At 57.5% G+C, this 26,389-nt stretch carries 22 protein-coding genes and 1 pseudogene; 13 read left to right on the top strand and 10 right to left on the bottom strand.

Annotated features, from left to right (window positions below; genetic code table 11):
- Positions 1-120: 120 nt before the first annotated feature.
- The 5 genes and pseudogenes from atzF to urtA all read left to right on the top strand — a co-directional run.
- On the top strand, positions 121-1,929 hold the full coding sequence (gene atzF, locus Q7T36_RS05015) for an allophanate hydrolase (protein WP_304844681.1): 1,809 nt from the start codon (positions 121-123) through the stop codon (positions 1,927-1,929).
- A 13-nt stretch (positions 1,930-1,942) separates the two neighbouring features.
- Positions 1,943-5,602 carry an urea carboxylase gene (gene uca / locus Q7T36_RS05010; protein WP_304844679.1) on the top strand — a complete coding sequence of 1,220 codons (3,660 nt, stop codon included), beginning with the start codon at positions 1,943-1,945 and terminating at the stop codon, positions 5,600-5,602.
- Positions 5,603-5,604: 2 nt separating this feature from the next.
- Positions 5,605-6,345 (top strand): GntR family transcriptional regulator, encoded by a 741-nt coding sequence (locus Q7T36_RS05005; RefSeq protein WP_304844677.1) that lies wholly within the window; start codon positions 5,605-5,607, stop codon positions 6,343-6,345.
- A gap of 64 nt (positions 6,346-6,409) precedes the next feature.
- Positions 6,410-7,513, top strand: coding sequence for a hypothetical protein (locus tag Q7T36_RS05000; RefSeq protein ID WP_304844675.1), 1,104 nt, complete (start codon positions 6,410-6,412; stop codon positions 7,511-7,513).
- A 105-nt stretch (positions 7,514-7,618) separates the two neighbouring features.
- A pseudogene (gene urtA, locus Q7T36_RS04995) lies at positions 7,619-8,755 on the top strand (urea ABC transporter substrate-binding protein); the annotation flags it as partial.
- Positions 8,756-8,924: 169 nt separating this feature from the next.
- On the opposite strand, the gene Q7T36_RS04990 reads toward urtA, so the two are convergent.
- From Q7T36_RS04990 to Q7T36_RS04970, 5 genes are read right to left on the bottom strand one after another with little or no spacing between them, the layout of a single operon-like run.
- Positions 8,925-10,997, bottom strand: a complete 2,073-nt coding sequence (locus Q7T36_RS04990) for a hypothetical protein (protein ID WP_304844671.1) — start codon at positions 10,995-10,997, stop codon at positions 8,925-8,927.
- Positions 10,951-11,790, bottom strand: a complete 840-nt coding sequence (locus Q7T36_RS04985) for a hypothetical protein (protein WP_304844669.1) — start codon at positions 11,788-11,790, stop codon at positions 10,951-10,953. The genes Q7T36_RS04990 and Q7T36_RS04985 overlap by 47 nt, the downstream gene beginning before the upstream one ends.
- Positions 11,787-12,803, bottom strand: a complete 1,017-nt coding sequence (locus Q7T36_RS04980) for a hypothetical protein (RefSeq protein WP_304844988.1) — start codon at positions 12,801-12,803, stop codon at positions 11,787-11,789. Before Q7T36_RS04980 ends, Q7T36_RS04985 begins: the two co-directional genes overlap by 4 nt.
- A gap of 2 nt (positions 12,804-12,805) precedes the next feature.
- A complete protein-coding gene (locus tag Q7T36_RS04975; protein ID WP_304844667.1) occupies positions 12,806-13,891 on the bottom strand; it encodes a GTPase-associated system all-helical protein GASH in 1,086 nt (361 codons plus the stop codon).
- Positions 13,891-15,204: a metallophosphoesterase gene (locus tag Q7T36_RS04970; protein WP_304844665.1), complete on the bottom strand. Its 1,314-nt coding sequence runs from the start codon at positions 15,202-15,204 to the stop codon at positions 13,891-13,893. The genes Q7T36_RS04975 and Q7T36_RS04970 overlap by 1 nt, the downstream gene beginning before the upstream one ends.
- 346 nt (positions 15,205-15,550) lie before the next feature.
- Here Q7T36_RS04970 and Q7T36_RS04965 point away from each other — a divergent pair, with 346 nt between their 5' ends.
- The 3 genes from Q7T36_RS04965 to Q7T36_RS04955 all read left to right on the top strand — a co-directional run bounded on the left by Q7T36_RS04965 (position 15,551) and on the right by Q7T36_RS04955 (position 16,516).
- Positions 15,551-15,799, top strand: a complete 249-nt coding sequence (locus Q7T36_RS04965) for a hypothetical protein (protein ID WP_304844664.1) — start codon at positions 15,551-15,553, stop codon at positions 15,797-15,799.
- A gap of 9 nt (positions 15,800-15,808) precedes the next feature.
- Positions 15,809-16,021 (top strand): hypothetical protein, encoded by a 213-nt coding sequence (locus tag Q7T36_RS04960; protein ID WP_304844662.1) that lies wholly within the window; start codon positions 15,809-15,811, stop codon positions 16,019-16,021.
- Positions 16,022-16,300: 279 nt separating this feature from the next.
- Entirely contained in the window at positions 16,301-16,516 is a 216-nt protein-coding gene (locus tag Q7T36_RS04955) for a hypothetical protein (protein ID WP_304844660.1), read from the top strand.
- Between the two features lie 11 nt (positions 16,517-16,527).
- Here the strand turns inward: Q7T36_RS04955 and Q7T36_RS04950 are convergent, their stop codons facing one another.
- The 3 genes from Q7T36_RS04950 to Q7T36_RS04940 all read right to left on the bottom strand — a co-directional run bounded on the left by Q7T36_RS04950 (position 16,528) and on the right by Q7T36_RS04940 (position 19,603).
- Positions 16,528-17,748, bottom strand: a complete 1,221-nt coding sequence (locus Q7T36_RS04950; RefSeq protein ID WP_304844658.1) for an NAD(P)/FAD-dependent oxidoreductase — start codon at positions 17,746-17,748, stop codon at positions 16,528-16,530.
- A gap of 6 nt (positions 17,749-17,754) precedes the next feature.
- Positions 17,755-19,098 carry a cytochrome P450 gene (locus tag Q7T36_RS04945; RefSeq protein ID WP_304844986.1) on the bottom strand — a complete coding sequence of 448 codons (1,344 nt, stop codon included), beginning with the start codon at positions 19,096-19,098 and terminating at the stop codon, positions 17,755-17,757.
- Positions 19,099-19,282: 184 nt separating this feature from the next.
- The gene (locus tag Q7T36_RS04940) at positions 19,283-19,603 is read right to left on the bottom strand and encodes a 2Fe-2S iron-sulfur cluster-binding protein (RefSeq protein ID WP_304844656.1); all 321 of its coding nucleotides are present in this window, start codon (positions 19,601-19,603) and stop codon (positions 19,283-19,285) included.
- Between the two features lie 539 nt (positions 19,604-20,142).
- Between Q7T36_RS04940 and Q7T36_RS04935 the strand changes: the two genes are divergently transcribed.
- Together Q7T36_RS04935 and Q7T36_RS04930 are read left to right on the top strand one after the other, a co-directional pair.
- The gene (locus Q7T36_RS04935) at positions 20,143-20,445 is read left to right on the top strand and encodes an antibiotic biosynthesis monooxygenase (RefSeq protein WP_304844654.1); all 303 of its coding nucleotides are present in this window, start codon (positions 20,143-20,145) and stop codon (positions 20,443-20,445) included.
- A 71-nt stretch (positions 20,446-20,516) separates the two neighbouring features.
- The gene (locus Q7T36_RS04930; RefSeq protein WP_304844652.1) at positions 20,517-20,744 is read left to right on the top strand and encodes a hypothetical protein; all 228 of its coding nucleotides are present in this window, start codon (positions 20,517-20,519) and stop codon (positions 20,742-20,744) included.
- 62 nt (positions 20,745-20,806) lie between these two features.
- Here Q7T36_RS04930 and Q7T36_RS04925 read toward each other — a convergent pair whose 3' ends face one another.
- Positions 20,807-21,145 carry a BON domain-containing protein gene (locus Q7T36_RS04925; protein WP_304844650.1) on the bottom strand — a complete coding sequence of 113 codons (339 nt, stop codon included), beginning with the start codon at positions 21,143-21,145 and terminating at the stop codon, positions 20,807-20,809.
- 218 nt (positions 21,146-21,363) lie between these two features.
- On the opposite strand from Q7T36_RS04925, the gene Q7T36_RS04920 reads away from it, so the two are divergent.
- Positions 21,364-21,723: a YajD family HNH nuclease gene (locus Q7T36_RS04920; protein ID WP_304844648.1), complete on the top strand. Its 360-nt coding sequence runs from the start codon at positions 21,364-21,366 to the stop codon at positions 21,721-21,723.
- On the opposite strand, the gene Q7T36_RS04915 is transcribed toward Q7T36_RS04920, so the two are convergent.
- The gene (locus Q7T36_RS04915; protein WP_304844646.1) at positions 21,720-22,997 is read right to left on the bottom strand and encodes a diguanylate cyclase; all 1,278 of its coding nucleotides are present in this window, start codon (positions 22,995-22,997) and stop codon (positions 21,720-21,722) included. The two genes, Q7T36_RS04920 and Q7T36_RS04915, sit on opposite strands and share 4 nt — an antisense overlap.
- Positions 22,998-23,534: 537 nt before the next feature.
- Between Q7T36_RS04915 and urtB the strand changes: the two genes are divergently transcribed.
- Positions 23,535-25,238, top strand: a complete 1,704-nt coding sequence (gene urtB / locus Q7T36_RS04910) for an urea ABC transporter permease subunit UrtB (protein ID WP_304844645.1) — start codon at positions 23,535-23,537, stop codon at positions 25,236-25,238.
- A 5-nt stretch (positions 25,239-25,243) separates the two neighbouring features.
- Positions 25,244-26,383, top strand: a complete 1,140-nt coding sequence (gene urtC, locus Q7T36_RS04905; RefSeq protein WP_370690060.1) for an urea ABC transporter permease subunit UrtC — start codon at positions 25,244-25,246, stop codon at positions 26,381-26,383.
- The last annotated feature ends 6 nt before the right edge of the window (positions 26,384-26,389 follow it).

The following is a 26,389-nucleotide window of genomic DNA, read 5'->3' as shown; positions in this document are numbered from 1 at the left end:
CAAGATCACCTCCAAATCCATAACCCATTGAAATAAAACACTTTCAACAATAACCCCCGCCATTGGCACGCCCCTTGCTAATACCAGCTTGTATACAAGAATGCATGCCTGGGGGCTGTAATGACCGTCACAACAACCGCGTGGACATTGGCAGAATGGCAGACGGCCTACCGTCAGGGCCAAACGCCGCACGCCCTGCTGACGGCGCTGCTGCAAACCTTGTCCCCGGCCGATCCCGCCTGGATCAGCCTGCTGGACACCGCCGGACTGACCGCCGCCCTGGAGGCGCTGCATGCCCGGCTGGACGCCGTGAACGGCGATCTCTCCCGTCTGCCCCTTTACGGAATTCCCTTTGCGGTCAAGGACAACCTTGACGCTACCCCTTTGCCCACCACCTGCGCCTGTCCTTCGTTTGTCTACAAACCTGAGCACAGCGCGGTTGTTGTTGAAAAGTTGGTTGCAGCAGGTGCGGTCGTGGTGGGCAAAACCAACCTCGACCAGTTCGCCACCGGCCTGGTGGGCACGCGTTCGCCTTATGGCGCGGTGCCCAATACCTTCAACCCCGCCTATATCAGCGGCGGCTCCAGTTCCGGCTCCGGCAGTGTGGTGGCGCGCGGTCTGGTGCCGTTTGCGCTGGGCACGGACACCGCCGGTTCCGGCCGGGTGCCTGCCGGGTTCAATAACATTGTCGGCCTGAAACCCACCAAAGGCTGGCTGAGCACCACCGGCCTGATACCGGCCTGCCGCACGCTGGACTGTGTGTCGGTGTTTGCGCTGACGGTGGAAGACGCGGAGGCCGTCACTGCCATCGCCGCCGGATTCGATGCCGCCGACCCCTATTCCCGCCCGGCCCCGACCAACAAGTCCTCCTTCCCCGCCCGACCGGTGCTGGGCATTCCCGCCCATCCCCAGTGGTTTGGCGATGCTCAGGCGGAAGCGGCTTATCAGGCCACGCTGGCAAAGTGGCAAGAACTGGGAGTGACGCTGAAGCCACTGGACTTTACCCCGCTGCACGCCACCGCCGCCCTGCTGTATGACGGCCCGTGGGTGGCGGAACGTTATGCCGCCCTGGAAAGCCTGATGGAAAAGCCACCGGTGGACCTGCATCCCGTGGTGCATGACATTGTGCTGCGCGCCAAGGGCCAGACCGCCGTGGACGCCTTCAAGGCCGAATACCGCCGCGCCGCGCTGGCCCGCGAAGCCGAACAATTGCTGGCTGGCGTGGACGGCCTGCTGGTGCCCACCACTCCCGGCATCTACACCACGGCCGCCGTGCTGGCCGAACCGGTGGCGCTGAACAGCCGCCTCGGCCTCTACACCAATTTCGTCAACCTGCTGGACCTGTGCGCGCTGGCGCTGCCCGCCGGTTTCCGCGCCGACGGCCTGCCCGCCGGGATCACGCTGATCGGCCGCACCTGGCAGGACAGCCTGCTGGCCGACCTTGGCCGCCAATGGCAACAGTCGCAACCGTGGACCGCCGGGGCCACCGGCAAGGCGCTTCCCCTTCCCACTTTCAAGAAAACGACAACGCCCATGACTGACACCCTCACCGTCGCCGTGGTTGGCGCGCACCTGACCGGCATGCCGCTGAACAGCCAGCTGACCGAACGCGGCGCCACGCTGCTGGAAAGCACCGTCACCGCCCCGGCCTACCGGCTCTTTGCCCTGGCCAACACCACGCCGCCCAAGCCCGGCCTGAAGCGGGTCAGTGAAGGCGGTGCGTCGATCATCGTCGAATTGTGGTCGATGCCGGTGGAACACTTCGGCTCCTTCGTGGCGCTGATTCCGTCGCCGCTGGGCATCGGCACGCTGGAACTGGCGGACGGCCGTCTGGTGAAAGGTTTCATTTGCGAACCGTGGGCGCTGGATGACGCGGTGGACATCACGTCCTTCGGCGGCTGGCGCGCCTATATGGCCAGCCGGGTTTAAGGAGCGGACCGTCATGTTCAAGACCGTACTGATTGCGAACCGGGGCGAAATCGCCGTCCGCATCGCCAAGACGCTGAAGAAGATGGACGTGCGCAGCATCGCTGTCTATTCCGAAGCCGACCGTTACAGCGCCCATGTCACCGCCGCCGACGAAGCGGTGCTGATTGGCGGCCCGTCGCCGTCCGACAGCTACCTGCGCGGCGACACGATTATCGAAGTGGCCAAGGCCACCGGTGCGGAAGCGATCATTCCCGGTTACGGCTTTCTCTCCGAAAACGCCGGTTTTGCCGAAGCCTGCGCTGCCGCCGGGATCGTCTTTGTCGGCCCCAGCCCTGACCAGCTGCGCCGTTTCGGCCTGAAACACACCTCGCGGGAACTGGCCGAACAGGCCGGAGTGCCGCTGACCCCCGGCACCGGCCTGCTGACCAGCCTGGCGGAAGCCAAAACAGAAGCCGCGAAACTGGGCTATCCGGTGATGCTGAAAAGCACGGCGGGCGGCGGCGGCATCGGCCTGTCCCGCTGCAACAGCGAAGCCGAGCTGGTGGCCGCCTATGAGTCGGTGCAGCGGCTGGGCCAGAACTTCTTCAACGACGCCGGGGTGTTCCTGGAGCGTTTTGTCGATGAAGCCCGCCATGTCGAAGTGCAGATTTTCGGCAACGGGCTGGGCAAGGTGGTGGCGCTGGGCGAACGTGACTGCTCGGTGCAGCGTCGCAACCAGAAGGTGATGGAAGAAACCCCCGCCCCGGGCCTGCCCGCCGCCACCCGCGCCAAGTTGCTGGACGCCGCCGTGCGTCTGGGCGAGTCCGTAGGCTACGCCTCCGCCGGCACCGTCGAATTCATCTACGACGGCCTGCGCGACGAATTCTACTTCCTGGAAGTGAACACCCGCCTGCAGGTGGAACATCCAATCACCGAAATGGTCACCGGCCTGGATCTGGTGCAATGGATGGTGATGACCGCCGCTGGCGAACCGCCGTCATTGGACAACCTGCCGGTGCCGCAAGGCGCGGCCATTGAAGTGCGCATCTACGCCGAAGACCCGGTGAAGAACTTCCAGCCCTCGCCCGGCGTGCTCACCGACGTATCCTTCCCGGACGGCATCCGCCTGGACGGCTGGGTGGCCACCGGCACCGAAGTCTCGCCCTATTACGACCCGATGCTGGCCAAGCTGATCGTGCACGGCGCCAACCGCGCCGAGGCGCTGGCCAAGCTGCAGGCGGCGCTGGACAGCACCCGCCTCTACGGTATCAGCACCAACCTCGATTACCTGCGCCAGATCGTCGCCAGCACCGCCTTCCGCGAAGCCACGCTGTCCACGCGCTTCCTGGAACGCTTCACCTACCAGCCGCACCTGATTGAAGTGCTGGAACCGGGCACCTACAGCTCGGTGCAGGACTACCCCGGCCGCAAAGGCTACTGGGACATCGGCGTACCGCCGTCCGGCCCCATGGACGACTACGCCTTCCGTCTCGCCAACCGCATTGTCGGCAACGACGAAGCTGCCGCCGGGCTGGAATTCACCATCCAGGGACCGGCGTTGCGTTTCCATGGCGACACCGTCATTGCCCTCACCGGCGCGGATCTGGGTGCCACGTTGGACGGTGAACCCGTCGCCTGCTGGATACCGGTGGCGGTCAAGAGCGGCCAAGTGCTGAAGACCGGCCGCGCCGTGGCCGGTTGCCGGGCTTACCTCGCGGTGCGTCAGGGCATCGACGTGCCCGACTATCTGGGCAGCAAGTCCACCTTCGCCCTCGGCCAGTTCGGCGGCCATGCCGGGCGCACGCTGCGCAACGGCGACATGCTGGCCATCAGCCAGCCTAACATCAGCGCCTGCAACACCCCTGCGCCCCTGTTCGCCCCTGCCCCGGCTCCGGCCGAACTCATTCCCGCCTATGGCACGGACTGGGACATCGGCGTGCTCTACGGCCCGCACGGCGCACCCGATTTCTTCACCACCGAGGCCATTGACGAATTCTTCGCCAGCCCGTGGCAGGTGCACTACAACTCCAACCGGCTGGGCGTGCGCCTGACCGGCCCCAAGCCGACCTGGACCCGCTCCGACGGCGGCGAGGCCGGGTTGCACCCCTCCAACATCCACGACTGCGAATATGCCATCGGCTCCATCAACTTCACCGGCGACATGCCGGTGATCCTGACCCGCGACGGCCCCAGCCTGGGCGGCTTTGTCTGCGCCGCCACCATCGCCAAGGGCGAATTGTGGAAGGTGGGCCAGGTGAAGCCTGGCGACCGCATCCGCTTCAAACGCATGACCTTTGAAGAAGCGCTGGCGCTGGAGACGGCTCAGGATGCCGCGATTGCCGCGCTCTCCACCGCCGTCACTCCCGCGCAGGCAGGCATGACGACCTCGACCGCCGATGAAGTTTGGCCCGCCCCCGACGCCGAGTGCGAGAAAACCGCCTGCATCATCGCCATGCTGGCCGCCTACGAGCACCACCCCGGCGTCACCTACCGGCAGGCGGGCGACAAGTACATCCTGGTGGAATACGGCCCCAACATCCTCGACCTGCGTTTCCGCTTCCGTATCCATGCGCTGATGGAAGCGCTGAAGGCCGCGCCGATTCCCGGCGTGCTGGAGCTGGCCCCCGGCGTGCGTTCGCTGCAGATCCATTACGACAGCCGCGTCATTTCTCAGCACGCGCTGGTCAACACCTTGCTGGCGATGGAAAACACACTGCCGGACGTGGAGACCATGACCATCCGCAGCCGCGTGGTGTACATGCCGCTGGCCTTCGAGGACTCCGCCACGCTGGGCGCGGTGGACCGCTACCGCGAAACCGTGCGCGCCGAAGCGCCGTGGCTGCCGAATAACGTCGATTTCATCCAGCGCATCAACGGCCTGGCCACGCGGGAAGAAGTCAGCGACATCGTCTACAGCGCCCGCTACATGATCCTCGGCCTGGGCGACGTCTATCTGGGCGCGCCCTGCGCGGTGCCGGTGGACCCGCGCCACCGCCTGATGACCTCCAAGTACAACCCCGCCCGCACCTTCACGGCGGAGGGCACGGTCGGCATCGGCGGCGTCTACATGTGCATCTACGGCATGGATTCCCCCGGCGGCTACCAGCTGGTGGGCCGCACCCTGCCGATCTGGAACAAGTTCCTGAAGAACGAGCAATTCACCGACGGCGAACCCTGGCTGCTGAAGTTCTTCGACCAGGTGCAGTTCTACCCCGTCACCGAGGCCGAACTGACGCAGTTGCGCGAAGACTTCCGCGAAGGCCGCGCCACCATCCGCATTGAGGAAGAGACCTTCGACCTGAAGACCTACGACGCTTTCCTGCACGAAAACGCCGCCTCGATTGCCGATTTCCGCGCCAAGCAGAAGACCGCCTTCGACACCGAAGTGGCGCTGTGGCAGGCCGAAAGCACGCAGGACCTGGTGGCCGCACTGGAAGAGGAAATTGCGCTGGCGATTGCCGAGGACATGCACCTGGTCTCCGCCGACATTTCCGGCAACGTCTGGAAACTGCTGGTGGACGTGGGGCATGTGGTGGAAGCCGGCACGCCGCTGGTGATCCTGGAAGCCATGAAAATGGAATTCCCGGTGCACGCCACCGTCAGCGGCACGGTGCGCGCCCTGCACTGCCGCCCCGGCAAATCCATTGGCGCGGGCGAACCGCTGCTGGTGATTGAACTGGCGGAAGAGGCCTGACCATGAGCGAACCCGTGCAGCTGAACGTGGTGCGCGGCGGCCGCCGCAAGGAAACCCCGGAAAACCTGGCCGAGCGCATCTATGGCCGCCTGAAGGAGGAAATCTTCAACTTCCACCTGCTGCCGGGCGACCGCTTCAGCGAAAACGAAGTGGCGGAACGCATGGACGCCAGCCGCACCCCGGTGCGCGAGGCGCTGTACCGCCTGCAACGGGAAGGCTATGTGGATGTGCTGTACCGCAGCGGCTGGCAGGTGAAGCCCTTCGATTTCCGTTTCTTCGAGGAAATCTATGACGTGCGCATCGTGCTGGAACTGGCCGCCGTCAAGAAGCTGTGCGAACAGGAAACGCAGTCGCCGATTCTGGACGACCTGAAACGCATATGGCTGGTGACACCGGAAGAACGCATCCAGGACGGCCATACCGTCTCGATGCTGGACGAACGCTTTCACGAAATGCTGGTGGAAGCCACCGGCAACCGCGAGATGGCGCGCATGCACCACGAGATCACGGAACGCATCCGCATCATCCGCCGCCTGGACTTCACCAAGGGGCCGCGCATTGAAGCGACCTATGAAGAACACGGCAAGATTTTACGGTCGGTGCTGGAACGACGCATCGACCAGGCACAGCGCCTGCTGAAAACGCACATCGGCGAAAGCAAGTCCGAGGTGCGCAAGATCACGCTGCACATGCTGCACAGCGCCCGCGAGGCGCTGGCAGCGGATACCGAAAACGGCCTTTAACGCCGCCGATCGGGGCCGACTGACCACCGCCCCGTGTTTTGATGGTCATCAACGGAGAAACATCATGTTCGCACCATTCGCGCTTAACCGGGGTAAAACGACACTGATGGCCGCTGTGGTTCTGGCCAGCCTGGGCTCTGCCGCCCAAGCCGCAGAAGTGAAGATTCCGGATACCACCATCACCGCCAGCCTGCGTTCCAGCTTCACCTACACGGACACAGAAGGCGCAGCCACTTCCACGTCTGACTTTGCGCTGAACAGCTTCAACATCTACCTGAACAGCAAGATCACCGAGAACATCAAATTCAGTTTCTCCAGTGAAATGACCGGGGTCGCCGATGCCTCGTCACCCAGCGGCTCCAACACATCGGTGACGGTGCAGGACGCCGTCGCCCAGTTTGAATACAGCCCGACCATGAACATCTGGGCCGGCCGCTTCCTGGCCCCGACCGACCGCGCCAACAGCTACGGCGCCTACTTCTCCAACAACTGGAACTTCGCCAGTGACGGCACCCAGGACGGTTACCCCTTCATTGACAAGTATGGCCGCGCCGACGGTGTAGCCTACTGGGGTGACTTCGCTGACACCAAGCTGAAGATCTCCGCCGGTCTGTTCGACATCCCCGCCACCCTCGGCAAGAACGAAACCATGGTCGCCGCCCGCGTGCAGTACGACTTCTGGGACGCCGAGCCGGGTTACTACGTCAACGGCACCTATCTGGGTGAAAAGAACATCCTCGCCGTGGGCGGCGCCACCAACATGGTGGACGGCAAGAGCACCACCAACCTCGATTTCCTGATGGAAAAGAAAGTGGGTGACGGCGGCGCGTTCACCGTGGAAGGCGAATACATCGTCTATGACAAGCTGGGCGGCTACGACGGCGGTTTCAGCGAAGGCAACAGCTTCTACCTGCTCTCCTCCTACCTGCTGCCGGGCAAGATCGGCCCCGGCAAGGTGTCGGTGCTGGGCAAGTTCGGCACCACCAGCTACGAAAAAGGCGTCACGGCTGACTACGAACAGGACACCACCGAGTTCAACGTCAACTACTTCCTGAAGTCCTTCAACGCCAAGGTCAGCCTGTTCGTGAAGGACACCGCCTACACCGCCACGTCCGTCAAATCCGACAACACCCAGATCGGCCTTGGCGTGCAGTTGATGACCCTGTAACCCCATGACCCCAGACCAAGCAAGTACGGAGACACGCACATGAAAATGCATACGCTGCTGAAGAACCTGTCAGCCGGAGTCATGGCTGCCGGGCTGGCCATGAGCGCCATGACTGCGCAGGCCGCCGACACCATCAAGGTCGGCATCCTGCACTCGCTGTCCGGCACCATGGCCATTTCAGAAACCACGCTGAAGGACACCATGCTGATGCTCATTGAAGAGCAGAACCAGAAAGGCGGCCTGCTGGGCAAGAAGCTGGAACCGGTGGTGGTGGACCCCGCCTCCAACTGGCCGCTGTTTGCCGAGAAGACCCGCGAGCTGATCCAGAAGGAAAAAGTGTCGGCGATTTTCGGTTGCTGGACCTCGGTGTCGCGCAAGTCGGTGCTGCCGGTGGTGGAAGAACTGAACGGCCTGCTGTTCTACCCAGTGCAGTATGAAGGCGAAGAATCGTCGAAGAACGTGTTCTACACCGGCGCTGCGCCCAACCAGCAGGCCATTCCCGCCGTGGATTACCTGATGAAGCAAGGCGTGAAGCGTTGGGTGCTGGCCGGTACGGACTATGTCTACCCGCGCACCACCAACAAGATCCTGGAAGCCTATCTGAAGGCCAAGGGCGTCAAGCAAGCCGACATCATGATCAACTACACCCCGTTCGGTCATTCTGACTGGCAGTCGATTGTGGCAGACGTGAAGAAGTTCGGTTCGGCGGGCAAGAAGACGGCGGTGGTCTCCACCATCAACGGCGACGCCAACGTGCCCTTCTACAAGGAACTGGGCAACCAGGGCATTACGGCTGAAAAGATTCCGGTGGTCGCTTTCTCGGTGGGTGAGGAAGAACTTTCCGGTATCGACACCAAGCCGCTGGTCGGCCATCTGGCCGCGTGGAACTACTTCATGAGCGAGAAGTCTCCGGCCAACGCCGCGTTCATCAAGAAGTGGAAGGCTTTCACCAAGAATCCGAAGCGCGTGACCAACGATCCGATGGAAGCGCACGTGATTGGTTTCAATCTGTGGGTGCAGGCGGTGCAGAAGGCGAAGTCGACGGATACCGACAAGGTGGCTGCCGCCATCATTGGTCTGAAGACGCCGAACCTGACGGGCGGTATGGCTGAGATGTTGCCGAACCACCATATTACCAAGCCGGTGCTGATTGGTGAAATCCAGGCTAACGGTCAGATTGCGACGGTGTGGAAGACCAAGGGTCTGGTGGCCGGTGATGCGTGGTCTGACTTCCTGCCGGGCAGCAAGGACATTGTGGCGGATTGGGTGAAGCTGAAGTGCGGTAACTACAATATGGTCACCAAGAAGTGTTCGGGGCAGGTGTTCTGATCGCGGGTTGGGTGAACAAAAGAGGGTAAAAGGAGCCCGCCGGAAGGCGGGCTTTTTGTCGGCAAAATCAATAAATGGATACTTACCACCACCAGAACGAACGGATACTTTTTGAGCTAATTGGCCCCAAAATCCACCTGAGCCTACCTTTCATCTCAGCAGACACATCACCTGAATTAAGCATCTCCTCCAATTTACGACGTCCGTATATTGACTCAATCTCGCTGCCCAACTCTTTTAGATACTCCGGGTTGCTGCTAATTGTTAAAGCCCCGAGATCTAGCATCTCCAGTGGAGGCCACTTGAGGACAGCGCTCCTGCAAAGTTTGATACGTATCAATGAGGTTCGGATGGCTAAGGGTAGATGGCCTTCCAAATACCGCACCTCTTCTCTTGAGAGCCTATGTCTATGTACAGCATATTGCAGGGGGTCATACACAGCTCTCGCAAGAATAAGCGAGGGTTCTCCTTCTAAGTTCAATGCAGAGATGTATCCAACAACCAAACTGGCATTGCCAATAGACTGATTGGCTTCTTCTACTGCTGAGCAAACAAGTTTCGACCAGAGCAAACAATGTTGATTATGAGAGCCAAAGTTAATCTGTGCTCTGGCCAACGCCTCAACTACAGCTGGTTTTATATTATCGTGCATGCCCATCAAGCCTCCAAAGCGCACTGGTACTTGCACAATCCATGCAGAAACAATGTCACAAACCTCTTTCGTGCCATTGCGCATTAACATGACAACTTCAGGAGATAGGCTTGCTGTGTCGTTGAGCAATGCAGAAACAGTTTGCTCTCCAATATTATAACCAAAAATATCTATGGCTTTTTCTAGGTTGAATATATTAAGGGGGTGTATCTGACTGATAAGTTCTGCCCTGCTTAAGTCAGAATTGGGCCAGAATTCATTGACATTTGCAAGCTCAGGCCGTCGCAGTAGCATTGGGAGTCGATTTTCTTCTGTTACTGCCATCACTAATTTTTCCAATGGCGATATATTTAAAAGATCAGAAAAGATACTACTTCCAAGCGAATTATCATTACATGGGCTTGTTATCATTAACAATATTCGGAACTCACTTTCTGAAAATGAGTCTATGCGATTTCTTAATTCAAACAAATCAAGCTTTATTATTTCCTGACGAAATATACGCACAATTTCAATAACATCAAGATTGCTCGAGGCACTCTTTAATCCTTCTACAATGATATCCCTTACCAGCCTTGGGAGCGATTCACCCTTGCTCAGTGAGAGAATGTGGCTAAGACTTAGGTTTATTGGCTTACTCTTTTTTTCGTATTGCAATTCAGTGAGGGGTATCACCAAACGACGGGGCTGTTTGCTTTCGATAACATAGCGCCCCAAAAATGAACGGAGATCTGTTGGCCCCAGTTTTGGCAGATCCTCCAGAAGCCAGCGATAGCCCTCATCAAGTGGCTCAGCAATTGGGTCTAATTGATAATTTTCATGATCAAAGAAGCGGAGGATGCATCCAGCTTCGAGGCCTAGTAGGTCATTACTAATACACGTAATGAAAGCAAAATCGCGACGTAATCCTGGCCACATTTGTCGCCACAAGGCGAGAGCAAGTATCTCATCCGACTCAGCTGTCGAACGAGGCAGATTAATTTCTCGCCTAGGATTTTTCCCATAGAGCTGCATTAGGGCATCAATTGCTCGTGACCCCTGTTCAACCAACTCAGGACTCTGCTCTTTACTTATAAAGGCAATGGGTACGGTGTAGTTATTATGATTTCCTTTCTCAGGGAACTTAAAGTGTGATCGAAGCGCAGCGAGATCAGGTATTAGTGTTAATGCCTGATAATCAAGGATTAATGAATGCGTCCAGACGCTGCCAGGTCTAAAACCTCGCCCCGCCGCCCAAGTCCTAGCGAGCACGTGTTTTGATGCGTGCCGAAGTGGATAGGAAGTCAGATAAGAAACTCCTTCTTCCAAACTTGTAGAGGCGATCAAATCGCTCAAAACCAACATTAGTGCGCGAGACTGTTCATCCAAAGAAATGGAGGCAGCTAATTCTTTGTGACCGCGATCATAGCCGTGTAATACCTGATCGATATAGATGCTCGATGTCACCTGCATGATATTAGCGATGCTCCAACATGAGCCATCGTAAAGGTGCAGAGAGATCATGAATTTTAGCACAATTACCTACAACGCGAATTCTCTCTGACGGCTTTTTGATCTTCTCAAGAGTCACCTGCATCTCTGGCAACTTTCCTCCTTGGGCACTGATTCCATAAACGCGAGTTTCCCATAGGTCATAATTCGTTTCTAGAAACTGGGCGAGCATTGGCCGATGTGTCTCAAGCCATTTATCCGGTAACAAAACATGTTGGTTTTCGACAATATCCCACGCGGATATTAAGACAGCGACTTTACGTTTGCGAGGATATCTCGGCCGTCGGTTTGCGAATTGAAGGAACTCTACAATTTTTACCTCTTCAGGCATGTTTTCCGGCTTGAAGCCATGGAGCGGTTGCTGATCGGCTGTTTCATCTTCACCAAGAATGTCAGAAAAATCAGATATTAGAAGAGCATCATCCTCACGATCTGCATTGGTAAAGAGTAAAATACCATCTGTCTCTATTAGGGAGTCATGAAGCTCTTTCTGGCATTTGCCAATGCAGGCCGGTTGCTCAAAAGCCTCTCCCCTGAGATCAGGTATTGAGAGGGTAGATTCAATACCACTTTCCTGATCTCTGACATGAAACTGTACCCACCCCTCAGTTGCAGGCTTAGTCCTCTCGACCATTTGACAGGCAAGCCAATCTCTCTCTAGCAGGTTCAAGTGTGCTTCATTTTCTGCAAGCCCTGTAAGCTTCAACTCCGTAGTAACCTCGTTCGCTAGTAGCAGATGACGCAGCGCAGCGATGAATGTACTTTTTCCCGAGTTGGGCATTCCAATAATCAGTTGATGCATCATTGCTGTTTACTCCTGTACACATGCATGAGTGCATCCAACTCAGTGTTTTTTTCGGGCCATGATGATCCTGCGCAAAAATTCGGAGGTTCCTTCTCTTTTAATATTTCATCAATCAGGGCTTCAAATCCTTCACCAATCTGTGTCGATCCAGCACTTGCCCTGGACGCGATCAGGGAAGACGTCACAGAAACGCGGCCAACTGTGCGTCTACTTAAATCTACTGCCAATTCATTAAGTGCAGATATTGCCTCACTACGTGCATCTCTAGTCTTCGCTAAGTCTGCCTTCGTGCCCACTAACCTTACGGGCTTGTTCTCTAACAGCGCATGCTGCTCCATAGCCATGAATAGCCGACGTACCTGTGAAGTAGGATGGTGTGGTGTTTTTAGCAACTGCTCCAAATCCACGAGCAAAAGGATGATGTCAGCACGTTTGAGCTCTGCGAATCCAGCGATGTCAGAGGGGCGCTTCAAGGCATTATCAAAATGCTCTCCCGATCGATCGGAGAAAATGACATCCTTTATGCCAGACAACGTTGCAACCTTCAGATGAGTAAAACTGAGTTTCGCTGATATCGGTGTGTGCGGCGTGTCCGAGCGTGCAGCATTTGACGCCATTCGTGATAAGTGACATCGCTCCTCATAGCCTCGGAGAGTCTCAGATCCTGCAAAGCGATACGCTGTTAAGCGTCCCCGATGTATCAGCTCATACATGGTGGCAATCATTGTTGTCTTACCCACCTCAGGCCCTGCAACTATTGCCACAACAGTCCCTCCGCGCGCTCGCAGTAAGGCATCACATGCTGCCGCATCAAGACTACTTACGCCTCCAGTTTGAACCAGCTCATTGCTAACAGGATCGACCTCCGGGACAACAGAGGTGCCTTCTGCACTATCTTCCTCTCCTATAGGAATGACGTCTGGGCATTCACTGAGGCTTAGGCTGTTGATACATACGCCAGAGCGTGGTCCTTGGCATCCAGGGATCCGACACGTGTACGCCAAGAGGTTCATCATCAAACCTCCAAGGCTCGCAGCACCAGCCGTTCACGATATAACTGGAGTGCAATATCAAGTGGGTGCAATTTCTTACGTGGGTCAATATTAGTAAAGCGCTTGAATCGAGGCTGCCAATCATCGGCATCATCGCTTAACGCTGCTAGACCTAGCGCTGACGTTACTGGCAGGAGGTCTGCCAGTGATTTTTCGGCCTCAGCCCCGAAAGAATCGAGTCTCCATACCCGATTTGAAAGAGTTGCCGCCTCGGTTAGGGCCATATCCTTGATAGCAACTTTTCGGCCTGTTTCGATGACCATACTTAGAAGGGCTGGTGCGGAAAACAGACCAAGTTTGTTTCCGTTCTTGTCTGCAAGCTCTTTCCCAGCCCGCAAAGCAGCCTCAATTGGTGTTAGAGTACGGAAAGCTACGCCAGCATCAGTGCTCCACCCTCCAGTTACCCACCAATGAGTGCGAAGCTCATCTTCGAGCCGCCTCACATACCCGAGGATATCATTATCACTCTTTGCCGCAGCAAGCGCGTTCGCCTCTGAATATTTACCAAGCTGTTGAATAGACGAAATCATATGAGGCAGAGCAACATTAATGTTGCTGTTTTGCAGGGAAGTGGCTGCGTCAGTTAACTCCTTTGGCTGCTTCATATATCGACGATCTGGGGGCACCAAAGTAGCTGCGCTTTGCGCATGTGCAAGGGTTTTATCCCCAAGCTTGAGTAGTTGGTCGTCTACAAGTGGTGGTCGTATACCTCCAAAGGAAGCCGTCACCAAGCAAAGAGCCAGCAATCCATTGAGGTCAGACTCTCTTTCCATCTCAAAGGCAACGACTGCACTAGCTAGCAGAGCAGCCTCATGGTCTCTAGGTTGAACATCGAATGTGGGGTCTTGATTGCTGAAGTGGCTGAGAAAACCTGGAGCCGCATTTGCACGACCTATACCGAAGACGTATCGCAGGATTTCAGGTATGTCCTTGGCTTCCAAAGCGTCAGCCGCTTCCTCAATACTACTCCCACGTCGTTCAATTAGGCTGGCATCTGTCGAAAGGCCGAGCTTTCCGTATAGGATCCCCATCCGTTTAATTGCATGCATCAATCATTCTCCAATTTATCCATAAGTGCTTCTATTGCGTCCATTTGCTCTCTTTCTCGCGCTCTTAGCAATGAGAGCTTGAAGCGCTCAACATCGGTTAGACGACTGTCACTTTCCTCGGAGAGCCTCAGATGGCCGACAATCTCGTTTTTCTTCGAAAGCGATAGGCGGAAAAACCGAAACACGGCTATCCGAAAGCGTTGCTGTGGATCCACTGACTTCGCCTCCAATTCACCTTTTGCTTCTGACATCACCAATGAAGGACAGGAGATGGCAGGCAAAAAAGCCATAGTACGCATAGCCTCGGGTAGATCCGGTAGCTTTATTTCCGTACGATGAACTGAATCATGTCGAATGTCTTCAATCGACCGAAATTGTGCTGGCGCACCCTGCCACTCCCTCGCATGCACCTCTACTTTTAGGCGGCGATCCGGAATGGGATCCACATACACCTCAAGAATGTTGTAACCCGGCCTCCAACCAGACTCAGCGCGATGTGGATTGATTGCCCCTGCAAAAAGTTTCACCCAGTCTCTACCTGGCATTATGCGCTGGTCGTGCTCATGACCGAAGAGTTGGATGCGAGCAACATTTTCAAAGGCGCGCTCGGTCTCTCGCCCATCAGCCAACCAACTGGGGGGATGATGTGCCATTACCATATATTCAACCCCAGAATGGATGGGCAGCGTCCAAGCTCGTGAACCAAGGAAAAGGCTTCGCTCTTGGTCTGCCAAGCCGGAGAGAAGCGCTGTATTTAGGCCGCGAAGCCGTAGCGTTGAACTGTCATTAAGCGTGAAGTCGTGCTCCCAAACGAAAGTCTTGCTATCCGCAAAGAAAGACGACTGGTAGCGGGCAGCAAACTCGTTGTATGCAGCAATCGGCGAATAAAAAAGCGCACGCACGCCAGGCTGTACGAGTCGCCGGGTGAGTGCCGTATCGCGTTCGTAATGAGTATTTTCACGCCGGATTGCATCGTGCCCATCCTGAATCAGAGGGTTATCTCTAATTACGCTTTGATCGACGTCATGATTGCCCGGACACATGAAAACTGCTTCAGGCCCGCAGCCTGCGGCAGTGCAAATGTCGCCTAACCACTCTGCGGCGTCTTCAAACTCCTCACGCTTACCTGCGTAGGCGATATCACCCGATATGAGGATTGCATCCGCATTCCCTAGCTGAACCCTCATCTCAGCAATATCACGTTCCACCGCTCTCCTAAGCTCACGATCAGGGTCGAATCCGTATGAAGCGGCTCTGTTGTTGAAGTGGATATCTGATAGGTGGATAAATCGTAGCTTTGCAATAGCACTCATGATGAGATTACAAACTCAAATCAAACTATAGAAGGATAGGATTATCCCTACAGGAACACAACTCTCATACCGCTAAACCCGCCGAGCAATTGCCCTATAGAGCTCAAATTTCCCATCCCCGTCAACAACACCAACGTCTAGTTCAAATTCTGCACTATCAGCAACCATTCCGTAGGGGCCGCCTCTACGGCAACATCCAAGATTGATGTACATAGCTCAAATCCTTTTGCGCCAAACATTAAAATTTGTACGCCACAAAAAATATTGACACACACCTGAACTAAGTACACACTGAAAACCAAGTACACGCTTCGTACCAATCAGTACTATACCTGTGGAGAATTATATGGCAAGACCTTTTGTTGCACCTGATCCGAAAGACCGCTCTGTCAATGAACCAACTCAAGTGGTCAACGCCAATCAAGTGCTTGGCCTTTACAATCAAGTGACCGGGGAAAAAAAGGAGCGCGTGGTCGATTCGGTCAAAGAATGGTATTCGCAGCACATGATCGAGGCTGGCTGGTCCGATGCCAGTTTTCACGGAAATCAGTGCGTCCTGAGTGCCGAAGTAACTTTGAAACCAAAACGTCGATAGAGGTGGATCATGAGTGATAGCTGGTGTCAGCCGTTTTGGGACGGTGATAAATGGCTCTATGGCGGGGCGGCTCGCAATGCACGAATTGCCTTGGCCGGAGGGGTTCAAAAAATATGCCACGACGTTGCAACCGACGCAGCACATCAAGCTCTACTTCGGGTTGAGAAAGCCGCCAAAATTGCCCGTAAGAACAATGTGGTAGCATTACACAAAGCTGCCTGATCTGTTTAAGATCAGGCCCTGTCATTGCTTTACGTAGCTGATCGGGCCGAGATAACGGGATCAGTTGTGAAACATCATTACCATCCCGACAGAAAATCAGGGACGTAGCTCAATTTAAACAAACAAGCTCCCAACTTTTCTCAAACCACCATGCTCGTAAGCGAGGGCGCACGCAGTGCGCCCCTACGACCCCGTCATCTGACAAACCCACCGTCTGGCTTACCGCATCCAAAAGCGCATAATCATGCACATCTTCATGCTCATGAATTGGCACTCCTCATGCGACAACGAATGACCATCACCCTCGACGCCGCCGTCGTCCAGCAATTCCGGGCCGCCGTCCCGGCCAAACAACGCAGCCAATACATCGAGGATAACCTGCGCAAAGCCCTGCGCCGCATGGACATGGAGGCCGACTACGAAGCCATGGCCAACGACCCGGAATCGCAGGCAGACTCCGGGTTCTACAAACAATTCGCTGGGGACGTGGAATGAACCGCCCCCCCTCACCCCAACAAATCCTTCACCGCCACCGACTCATCCACCAACCGCCCCGGCTCAATCACAATATTGTCCAGAATGATCTTCTTGCTCAGCATGAATTCCTGCGGCCGGTTAATGCAATCCGCCGCAATCAAACGCGCCCCCTGGAAATAGAACGCCGCAAAACTCCGGCTGTTCGCCTGATCACCCCGAAACACCACCCGGTCATAACCCTGGCTTAACCCAGCAATCTGCAACTTCAGGTCATACTGATCCGACCAGAACCACGGCAAGCTCTGATAGGCCTTCTTCACCCCACACATTGAAGCCGCCGCCGCCTTCGCCTGATCCCCGGCATTGGGCACCGACTCCAGCCGCATGCGGCGCTGGTAAATGGCATTGAAGTGATTGGCGCAATCCCCCGCCGCCACAATAGCCGGATCGTTGGTGCAGGCAAACTCATCCACCGTAATGCCGTTATCCACGTCCAGCCCGGCAGCCTGGGCCAGCTCGACATTGGGCACCACCCCGACGCCGATAATCACCAGATCGGCCGGAAATTCGCTCCCATCCGCACACACCACCCGTTCAACCCGCGTGTCCCCGACCAGCGCTTTCACCGAGACACCGGTATGGATGCTGACGCCTTCCTCCCGATGAATGCGGCTGTAGAACGCCGACAAGGCCGGGGCGGTCACCCGCTGCAGGATACGGTCGGCCATTTCCAGCACCACCACCTCCATGCCCTGCTTGCGCAGCGAGGCCGCCGTTTCCAGGCCGATATAGCCCCCGCCGATAATCACCGCCCGCTTGCCCGCGACCACATCCGGCTGAATGCCCTGCACATCGGCAATGGTCCGCAGGTAGTGCACCCCGGCCAGTTGCTCGCCCGGCAGGCCGGCCTTGCGGACGCGCGCGCCCAGGCACAACGCCAGCTTGTCGTAGGCCAGCGAGGTGCCATCGTCCAGCGTCAGGCTTTGCTGCGCGCGGTTGATGGCCGTGACCCGGGCCTGACGAAAGCGGATGTTGTTTTTTTCATAAAACGCGGCAGGCCGGATGTACAGATCCGCCACGGTCTTGTCGCCCGACAAGAACGTCTTCGACAGCGGCGGATGCTGGTACGGCAGATACGCCTCATCACCCACCACCAGAATATCCCCGTCCCAGCCTTCCTGACGCAGGCTGGCGGATAGCTGGGCGGCGGCATGGCTGGCGCCAATGATCACGGCGGTTTTCGGGGTCATGGCGAATCAGCCTGCAGCCTTGGGGGTGAGTTTGACCATCATCTTGCCGTAGCCGCGCACAAAGTTGGACTGGACGATTTCCGGTTCGCTGAGCACTTCAATGTTGTCGAAACGGGCCAGCAGTTCTTCCCACAGGATTTTCAACTGCAATTCCGCCAGGCGGTTGCCCATGCAACGATGGACGCCAAAGCCGAAGGACAGGTGGTTGCGCGCGCCCTTGCGGTCAATGATGAATTCATCCGGCTGCTCAATGGCGCGTTCATCGCGGTTGCCCGAGACATACCACATCACCACCTTGTCGCCCTTCTTGATCAACTGGCCGTTCAACTCGACGTCCTGCTTGGCAATGCGGCGCATGTACGCCAACGGGGTCTGCCAGCGGATAATCTCGGACACCATGTTGGGAATCAGGCTGGGCTTGGCTTTCAGCTTGATGAACTCGTTGGGGAACAGGTTCAGCGCATACACGCCGCCCGACATGGAATTCCGCGTGGTGTCGTTGCCGCCGACAATCAGCAAGGCCAGATTGCCCATGAATTCCATGGGCTTCTTGATCAAGTCTTCGGTGTCCTTGGAATAGACCAGCATGCTCATCACATCGTAGCCCATCGGTACACCCGCCGCCTTCTGGGCCGCCTTCTTGTGCCACAGCTCCGAAGACTGCTTGGTCATGTCAATCGCGGCGCGATAGAACTCGTCATTACTGCTGCCCGGACCGCCGGTGGCTTGCGGGCTGCCCGCAATGATGTCAGACCAGTACACCAGCTTGTGGCGCTTTTCATACGGGAAATCGAACAGGGTGGCCAGCATGCGCGTGGTCAGCTCGATGGACACGTTTTGCACCCAGTCAAACGGCTGGTTCAGCGGCAGTTCATCCAGCACATTCTGTGTTCTGGAGCGAATCAGCGATTCCAGCTCCTTCAGATTCTTGGGCGCCACCACATCCTGAACGGCCTGCCGTTGCTTGTCGTGTTTGGGCGGGTCCATGGCAATGAACATTTCCGCCGGCAAGCCTTCGGGGGTCTGACCAATGATGATGGCAGGCTCGGCCGAGAACAAGTCATGGTTTTTATCTACAAAAACAATGTCTTCATAGCGGGTGACGGACCAGAAGGGGCCAAAGGGGCTGTTCTTCTGATAATGGACCGGGCATTCATCCCGCAGGCGCTTGAAGTAGGACTGCCACTTTTTTTGCTTGTACAGGAAGGGATTGCTGACATCGATCTCTTCGAGCTTCAGGCTCATGACATCGGGGATGGGCTTTTCGACGAACTCTTCAAAGGCCTGGGTCTGCAACACCGCATGCTTGACGTTCTGGAACGTCTGGATGCCTTTGATCAGGATCGGCATCGGCACGTTGGCCGAGACGGTTTCGACCACCAGGTCCGTGGCTTTTTGAATGGCGGGTACTTTTTCGTTCAGTTCGGCAAAGGTCGAGGTCGCTTTGTCGTAGGCGGTTTTCAGCAGGCTCATGATTTTTCAACCCAGGCAGTGTATTGGCTAACGGGGACACATCTCGCGTTGTGACGCGACATTACATCTGGAATTCCGGCAGGTGGATCACCATGCCATTCATGGCATCGGTGGCCTTGATCTGGCAGGACAGGCGCGAGGCCGGTTTTTTCTCGGGGGTCATTTCCAGCATCTGCAACTCTTCCGCACCGGGCTTACCCGCCACGTTCAGCCATGCGTTGTCCACGATCACATGGCAGGTGCCGCAGGCGCATTCGCCGCCGCAATCGGCATCAATGCCGGGAACACCGTTGTCCATCGCAATCTGCATCAGCGATTTGCCCACTTCCAGCTCAACCTGATGTTCAGCGCCATCGTGTTCGATAAAGGTAATGTTGCCCATGAATCTGTCCCCTGCGTTGAATTAAACATGCCGATGGTTTCGTAATGATCCGCATGTCACTGAGTGGTCTAAGCGTAGTCAAGATTTGCCCGGTGCATAGAGGTCATTTCTTGACAGGCCGGGGTCATTTCATGACTGCTGCCCCCTGAAAAGCGTACTTTGGCTGAATTTCACACAGCCTTGACGCCATTTCGTAAGCCTTTCCCGCCCTATGGAGGTTGGATTGTACTACAATTTGGCAATTTTGAAAGTCAGGGGAGGATCGAATTATCTACATTTAGGGGAGGTGGTTCTGATCGCGGCTTAGGGTGGGCAAAACAGGGTAAAGAGAAGCCCGCCGGGAGACGGGATATTTTGGCTCACAATTCCTTGATGGACGAAGAACGCCGTTGGGGCGCAGTGCCTGCGCCCTTCTATGCCGGACATGGCTGCTTGATATGAATGGAAAATACGGCGCATTATTAATGCGCCCTACGCTGGCTTCGTCAACCCAACCCACAGACTTGTCACTTCAAGCTTATATCCGCCGGAGAACAACAATGATCACCAGAGTCTTTCGAGTCCGGGTTCCGGCTGAACTGCATACCGAGTTCGAGAGCAAGTTCCTCTCCGTCTCGGTGCCGTATGTTCAGGCAGCCCCCGGCCTGGTTTCCGTCACGGTAGGCCGCCCCACCCGGTGGGATCCGGATGAATACATCATGATCTCGGTATGGCTCAATGAAGCGGCAGTGGACGCCTTCGCCGGTGAAAACTGGAATACCGCCGTCATCCCGGAAGGCATGGAAAAATTCGTCTCGGAGTGCCGTGTTCATCACTACGAGAACTTTGATCAGCCTGCGTAGATGGGTAGAGACACAATCCCCCGGCATCACCATGATAGACTTCATGTCATCATCTCAACCGGGCCATACAGATGCTGCGAGCCTTGATCTACGGACTGACCATCCTGCACCTCGGCCCCGGATTCGCCTTTGCCGTCCTCGCCTTCGGCTGCGACTCCTTCAACCCCGCTCTTGGCGACTTCTGCACCGGCAACCAACTGAAGACCTTTGCCTGGCTCACTCTAGGCGCATGGGTCATCCTGATAGCTGGCTATATCGTGTGGCAGGCATTGGCGAGAAAACGGCAAAGCAAGTCGTGAGGTTTGCATCAACGGAAATAGCGCAACATCATCCGCAGACCGCCCAAGGAACCGATCCGGTACTACTTCCCAATGACAATTTCATTGTGAATGGTGTGAACGCCGCTAACACTGCTGGCAACCAAAGCGGCCATGTCGTACTGGCTTTGATTCATCACTGCCCCGGTCAGCAGCACGTCACCCTTTTGAGATTTTGCAGTGATCTGAACATCTTTCAGCTCAGCACTCCCAATCAGGGCCCTTTGCACGTTTGCTGTCAAATCGACATCGCTCACCTCTGTAGTACCGTTCGCGTGAACTGCCGGATCAGAATTCGTGACCTTATCGCAGCCGACGATGGATATGGCAGATACTCCTGAAAGCAGGAGAATTGTCCAAATTTTAACGGAATGCCTTGTCATGTTATTTGCCCCTGCGAAGAATCACATTGCGTGATATCTGAGCAAACAAGTATCAACCATGCCAAGAATATTCTCTGTTCAGTACCGTACACACATGGTTCAGGGACAAAGGCCCCCGGTCTAAAGTTTAACAAGCTGCAACCTTATTGAACTTCAGCTTACCGCCGCACCCCCCAAATTGCGCTATGCTCCCCCTCATCACCCGCCGGAGTCCCGCCATGTCCGCCAACGACAAAACCGTCGCCGAAGCCCGCCGCGCTGTCGCCGCCCGCGAGCAAGGCTACCGCGAACAAGCCCTGAAACTGTACCCCTGGGTCTGTGGCCGCTGTACCCGCGAATTCACCCGCGCCAACCTCTCCCAGCTCACCGTGCACCACCGCGACCACAACCATGACAACAACCCCGCCGACGGCAGCAACTGGGAATTGCTGTGCATATACTGCCACGACCACGAACACGCCAAATACGTGCATCAAGACGGCAACGCCACCATCACCAGCCGTGAGGAAGGCCCTGCCCCGGCCAAGCACAAACCCTTCGCCGCGCTGGCCGGACTGTTTCCCAAACAAGACAACTAAGAGCAACCGGCCCGGGCGCTGCGCGGACGCACCGGTGGCATCGATGGCTCCACCGCAGAGCAAACCCGGTGACGACCTGACTGCTTCGCTTCGTACAAGGCACGGTCCGCCAGTTCCAGCAGATCGGCCTGTCGCAGCGCCGGATGCGGCAGTAATGCCGCCACCCCAGCACTGACCGTGACAAACGACGCCGTGGCAGACGCGGCATGCGGAATATCCAGCGCTGCCACACCGGCCAGCAAACGCCGGGCAACATCCAGGGCGCCGTTCAGGTCGGTATCCGGCAACAGCACCACAAATTCCTCACCGCCATAACGCGCCGCCAAATCCGCCGGACGCAACAGGGCATCGCCAATGGCCCGCCCCACCGCCGCCAGGCAGTGGTCGCCCTTCGCATGCCCGTAGTGGTCGTTGAACTTCTTGAAGTGATCAATATCGATATACAGCGCCGACAATGGCTTCTGCTCCCGCTGCATGCGCTCCCACTCCACCGACAGCGAACGGTCCAGTTCCCGGCGGTTGGCCAGCCCCGACAGGCTGTCGCGGTGCGCCATACGGTCCAGATCGGCAATCATTTGTTCCCGCTCGGCCGCCGCATGTTCAATCAATACGGATTGCAGGAAACTCTCCTTTTCCTCTTCCTCCATCAGCCAGGCCACAAACAGGCATACACCGGCCAGCGCCACGAAGTAATACCCGAAGAAGGTATGCCGGCTCAGCGGCCCGCCGTCAAAAAAGAAGGCCACCGTCACACCCAGCAAGGGCCCGCAAACACACACCGCAGTCGCCTGGAACAGCGTCAGGCGCATGGCCAGCGTCACCAGAGTAATGGCAATCATGCAGAAAAAACTCTCCGCCAGCGCCGCAGACGGGCTGTCCAGAAAAGTCGGCATCGCCACGAATTTTGCCAGGATCAGGGTCGCCAGCGGCATCGCCAAGCGAGGGTAGTGCTTCTGCACCAAGGGAGACTGCGCTGCCAGCAAGCCCAGCGCCACGGCCAGACAGATAAAGCCCGAACCGAAACGCCACAGCGACTCATCATGAACAGACAACTTGCCCGCCTGTTGCAACGACTCAACCACCGCCAGCCCGATCACCAACAACAGCAACGGCGCCGACGCCACCCGGATATACCGCCCCAGATCCCGCAGCCGCCAAGCCAGAAAGGCCGGCCTCAACGCAACCGGCATCACCAGCCACACCGCGCGCTTCTCCAGCAAGCCCCGGATAGCCTCGACCTGTGACTCACTCACCCGCCAATTCACATTCAACACGCTACCCAGCCTCCATTTCAGCCCCGCCACGAAACTGAGCTGACCATTCTTTGAACGCCGCCTAGTTTCCAACCCCCACACCAATCGATGCAAGAATAACCAGACAAGCGTTAACGCCTCATCAACGAGCCTCTAACGCCTCACAAACACTTCCCCACATTGCGCCCCTCTTCAAATACCGCTCGCAAACGCTGCATTCGAACCACGCCCCCCAAATGCTGTCCGCAGCCAACTGTCCGAGCCACAAGCCCGTCACCGAAGTGATGGAGTCAAAGCCATTGAAACAGAGAGCAGCCCTCTCGCGAGTTTTGGCGAAGGACGCGCTTTTGCCTACTTTTGGCAAGCACAAAAGTAGGGCCTGCGTCAGGCAGACGCCATCAAATCAGGCACGCCTGCATCCAGCGCCCCAACCAAAAACCCAGCCAACCATCGCCAATTCATTGATTAAAAAAGAAAATTAATAACCATAAAGACTGGCACGATTCCTGCCCTCCAAACTTGGATACAAGCTGAAATACCAGCCCAGGGAACCCCGTCATGCCACCACACACCCGCCCCACCCCACACAGGCCACTGCTCTGGCAAAGCCTGATCCTGCTGCTGCTGATACAACTGCACCCCACCGTCCAGGCCGACGACCTCCCCGTTGCCGACAGCATCGCCACCGACGTCACCGTTGAAGCCCCGGCCGCCCCGCTGCCCGCCACCTTCGACGGCCTGCTGCTGGCCCTGCCCGATGCCGACTTTGACATCCGCGCCGAGATCATCCAGCGCCTGTCCGCCACACAGCATCCGCGCCTGCTGCCGGTGCTGGAGGCGCTGGTGGAAGGTCAGCTGAACAGCACCACCGAAGCCCCGAAGAAAATCGTCATTGTCGCCGCCGAAGGCGACGACCCGGCCGCCACCGACGCCCTCACCGGCCAGGCGCTGGGCCCGTCCTCCGCGCTCAGCCTGGACATGATCTCTGTCAACAACGCCCTGCGCGGTGAACTGCGCGACCTGATTGCCGGTCTGCAACTGGCCTCGCCGGACAAGGCCAACCGCCTCGCCGCCGCGCAGCGCCTCATTGCCTCGGACGAGATCAGCCCGGAACAGCTGGCGCTGGTCAAGACGCAACTGCTCAAGGAAAGCGACGGTGGTGTGAAGGATTTGCTGACCAGCGTCGCCGCGGCCTCGGCCTTGGCCAGCGAATCCCCGGCCGACCGTCGGGCTGCCATCCATGCGCTGGAAAACTCGCTGTACCCGGAAGTGCGCGCCAAGCTGCAGAACCTGGCGGAAAACGATGCCGATGACGGCGTGAAAAACACCGCCAAGGCGGCGCTGGTGGCCATTGACGAAAAACTGTCGCTGAACCACGCCGCCGAGAACATCTTCTTCGGTCTCAGCCTTGGCTCGGTACTGCTGCTCTCGGCCATCGGGCTTGCCATCACCTTCGGTGTCATGGGCGTCATCAACATGGCGCACGGCGAACTGATGATGCTGGGCGCCTACACCACCTATGTGCTGCAACAGCTGATGCCGAATTCCATTGGCGCCAGCCTGCTGCTGTCCATTCCCGCCGCCTTTCTCGTCTCCGGGTTGGTGGGCATCGCCATTGAGCGCGGCGTCATTCGTCATCTCTACGGCCGTCCGCTGGAAACCCTGCTCGCCACCTTCGGCATCAGCCTTATTTTGCAACAGGCGGTGCGCTCGGTGTTCTCGCCGCTGAACCGTCAAGTGGCCTCCCCCGACTGGATGAGCGGTTCACTGGCCATCAACCCGGCGCTGGCCATTACCTATAACCGGCTGTTCATCTTCGGTTTCGCGCTGCTGGTGTTCTTCATCCTGCTGGTGGCCATCAAGCGCACCACGCTGGGCCTGAAGCTGCGCGCCGTGGCCCAGAACCGCGCCATGGCGCGGGCGGTCGGGGTGCGCGCCGACTGGGTGGATGCGCTCACCTTCGGCCTCGGCTCCGGCATTGCCGGGGTGGCGGGCGTGGCGCTGTCACAACTGACCAATGTCGGGCCGAACCTCGGCCAGGCCTACATCATCGACTCGTTCATGGTGGTGGTGTTCGGGGGCGTCGGCAATCTCTGGGGCACGTTGGTGGCGGCGCTCAGTCTGGGCGTGGCCAACAAGTTCCTGGAACCCTTCGCCGGGGCGGTGCTGGCCAAGATCCTCATCCTCGGTTTCATCATCCTGTTCATCCAGAAACGGCCGCGCGGATTGTTCCCGCAAAAAGGCCGCGCGGCGGAGGCCTGATCATGCTGACCCAACGCCTCATCCTCGCCGATACCGGCAGCCGCTGGCTGATGGGCCTGCTGGCCCTGAGCATTGTGCTGGTGCCGGTGCTGAACCTGCTGGTGCCCGCCGACTCGGTGTTCCACCTCTCCACCTTCACCGTCACCCAGCTGGGCAAGTTCCTTTGCTACGCCTTGCTGGCGCTGTCGCTGGACCTGATCTGGGGCTATTGCGGCATCCTGTCGCTGGGCCATGGCGCCTTCTTCGCCCTGGGCGGCTATGCCATGGGCATGTACCTGATGCGGCAGATCGGCAGTCGCGGCGTCTATGGCAATGCCGAACTCCCCGACTTCATGGTGTTCCTGAACTGGGACTCCTTGCCCTGGTACTGGTATGGCTTTGACCAGTTCTGGTTCGCCATGCTGATGGTGCTGTTGGTGCCGGGGCTGCTGGCCTTTGTCTTCGGCTGGCTGGCCTTCCGCTCCCGCGTCACCGGCGTCTACCTGTCCATCATCACCCAGGCGCTGACCTATGCACTGATGCTGGCCTTCTTCCGCAATGAAATGGGCTTCGGCGGCAACAACGGCCTCACCGACTTCAAGGATCTGCTGGGCTTTTCGCTCAGCCACGACAGCACCCGCGTCGGCCTGTTCCTCGCCTCCGCCTTCGCGCTGGGGTTGGGCTACCTCGCCTGCCGCTTCATCGTCACCTCGCGGCTGGGCCGGGTGGTGGTGGCCATCCGTGATGCCGAAAGCCGTACCCGGTTCTGCGGCTATCAGGTGGAACGCTACAAGGTCTGGGTCTATGTCTTTGCCGCCATGCTGGCGGGCGTGGCCGGGGCGCTGTATGTACCGCAGGTGGGCATCATCAACCCCGGTGAATTCGCGCCGCTGAATTCCATCGAACAGGTGGTGTGGGTGGCGGTAGGCGGACGAGGCACGCTGTTCGGCGCGGTGCTGGGCGCGCTCAGCGTCAACTACACCAAGAGCTGGTTCACCTCCGCCTATCCCGATGCCTGGCTGTTCGCGCTGGGCGCGCTGTTCGTGCTGGTGACGCTGTTCCTGCCCAAAGGACTGGTCGGCCTGCGCCGTCCGCAACGGTTCGCCCGCAAATCCGCAGAACCGGCCACCCCCGCCCCTGTCGCCACTCCGGAGGAAAAGGCATGAAGGTGC

Source organism: Fluviicoccus sp. (assembly GCF_030646115.1).
GTDB lineage: Bacteria > Pseudomonadota > Gammaproteobacteria > Pseudomonadales > Moraxellaceae > Fluviicoccus.
Note: the sequence above shows the minus strand (reverse complement) of the source record. Positions and strands in the feature narration are given on the sequence as shown.

Bases quoted from the DNA above. Each gene is read 5' to 3' on its own strand.
- uca (WP_304844679.1), top strand. From the start codon at position 1,943: ATGTTCAAGACCGTACTGATTGCGAACCGGGGCGAAATCGCCGTCCGC.
- Q7T36_RS04950 (WP_304844658.1), bottom strand. From the start codon at position 17,748: ATGACCCCGAAAACCGCCGTGATCATTGGCGCCAGCCATGCCGCCGCC.
- Q7T36_RS04920 (WP_304844648.1), top strand. From the start codon at position 21,364: ATGTCCGCCAACGACAAAACCGTCGCCGAAGCCCGCCGCGCTGTCGCC.
- Q7T36_RS05000 (WP_304844675.1), top strand. From the start codon at position 6,410: ATGTTCGCACCATTCGCGCTTAACCGGGGTAAAACGACACTGATGGCC.
- urtB (WP_304844645.1), top strand. From the start codon at position 23,535: ATGCCACCACACACCCGCCCCACCCCACACAGGCCACTGCTCTGGCAA.
- Q7T36_RS04940 (WP_304844656.1), bottom strand. From the start codon at position 19,603: ATGGGCAACATTACCTTTATCGAACACGATGGCGCTGAACATCAGGTT.
- Q7T36_RS04945 (WP_304844986.1), bottom strand. From the start codon at position 19,098: ATGCCGATCCTGATCAAAGGCATCCAGACGTTCCAGAACGTCAAGCAT.
- Q7T36_RS05005 (WP_304844677.1), top strand. From the start codon at position 5,605: ATGAGCGAACCCGTGCAGCTGAACGTGGTGCGCGGCGGCCGCCGCAAG.
- Q7T36_RS04975 (WP_304844667.1), bottom strand. From the start codon at position 13,891: ATGCATGCAATTAAACGGATGGGGATCCTATACGGAAAGCTCGGCCTT.
- Q7T36_RS04970 (WP_304844665.1), bottom strand. From the start codon at position 15,204: ATGAGTGCTATTGCAAAGCTACGATTTATCCACCTATCAGATATCCAC.
- Q7T36_RS04955 (WP_304844660.1), top strand. From the start codon at position 16,301: ATGCGACAACGAATGACCATCACCCTCGACGCCGCCGTCGTCCAGCAA.
- Q7T36_RS04980 (WP_304844988.1), bottom strand. From the start codon at position 12,803: ATGAACCTCTTGGCGTACACGTGTCGGATCCCTGGATGCCAAGGACCA.
- Q7T36_RS04965 (WP_304844664.1), top strand. From the start codon at position 15,551: ATGGCAAGACCTTTTGTTGCACCTGATCCGAAAGACCGCTCTGTCAAT.
- Q7T36_RS04990 (WP_304844671.1), bottom strand. From the start codon at position 10,997: ATGATCTCTCTGCACCTTTACGATGGCTCATGTTGGAGCATCGCTAAT.
- Q7T36_RS04960 (WP_304844662.1), top strand. From the start codon at position 15,809: ATGAGTGATAGCTGGTGTCAGCCGTTTTGGGACGGTGATAAATGGCTC.
- atzF (WP_304844681.1), top strand. From the start codon at position 121: ATGACCGTCACAACAACCGCGTGGACATTGGCAGAATGGCAGACGGCC.
- Q7T36_RS04935 (WP_304844654.1), top strand. From the start codon at position 20,143: ATGATCACCAGAGTCTTTCGAGTCCGGGTTCCGGCTGAACTGCATACC.
- Q7T36_RS04930 (WP_304844652.1), top strand. From the start codon at position 20,517: ATGCTGCGAGCCTTGATCTACGGACTGACCATCCTGCACCTCGGCCCC.
- Q7T36_RS04985 (WP_304844669.1), bottom strand. From the start codon at position 11,790: ATGATGCATCAACTGATTATTGGAATGCCCAACTCGGGAAAAAGTACA.
- Q7T36_RS04925 (WP_304844650.1), bottom strand. From the start codon at position 21,145: ATGACAAGGCATTCCGTTAAAATTTGGACAATTCTCCTGCTTTCAGGA.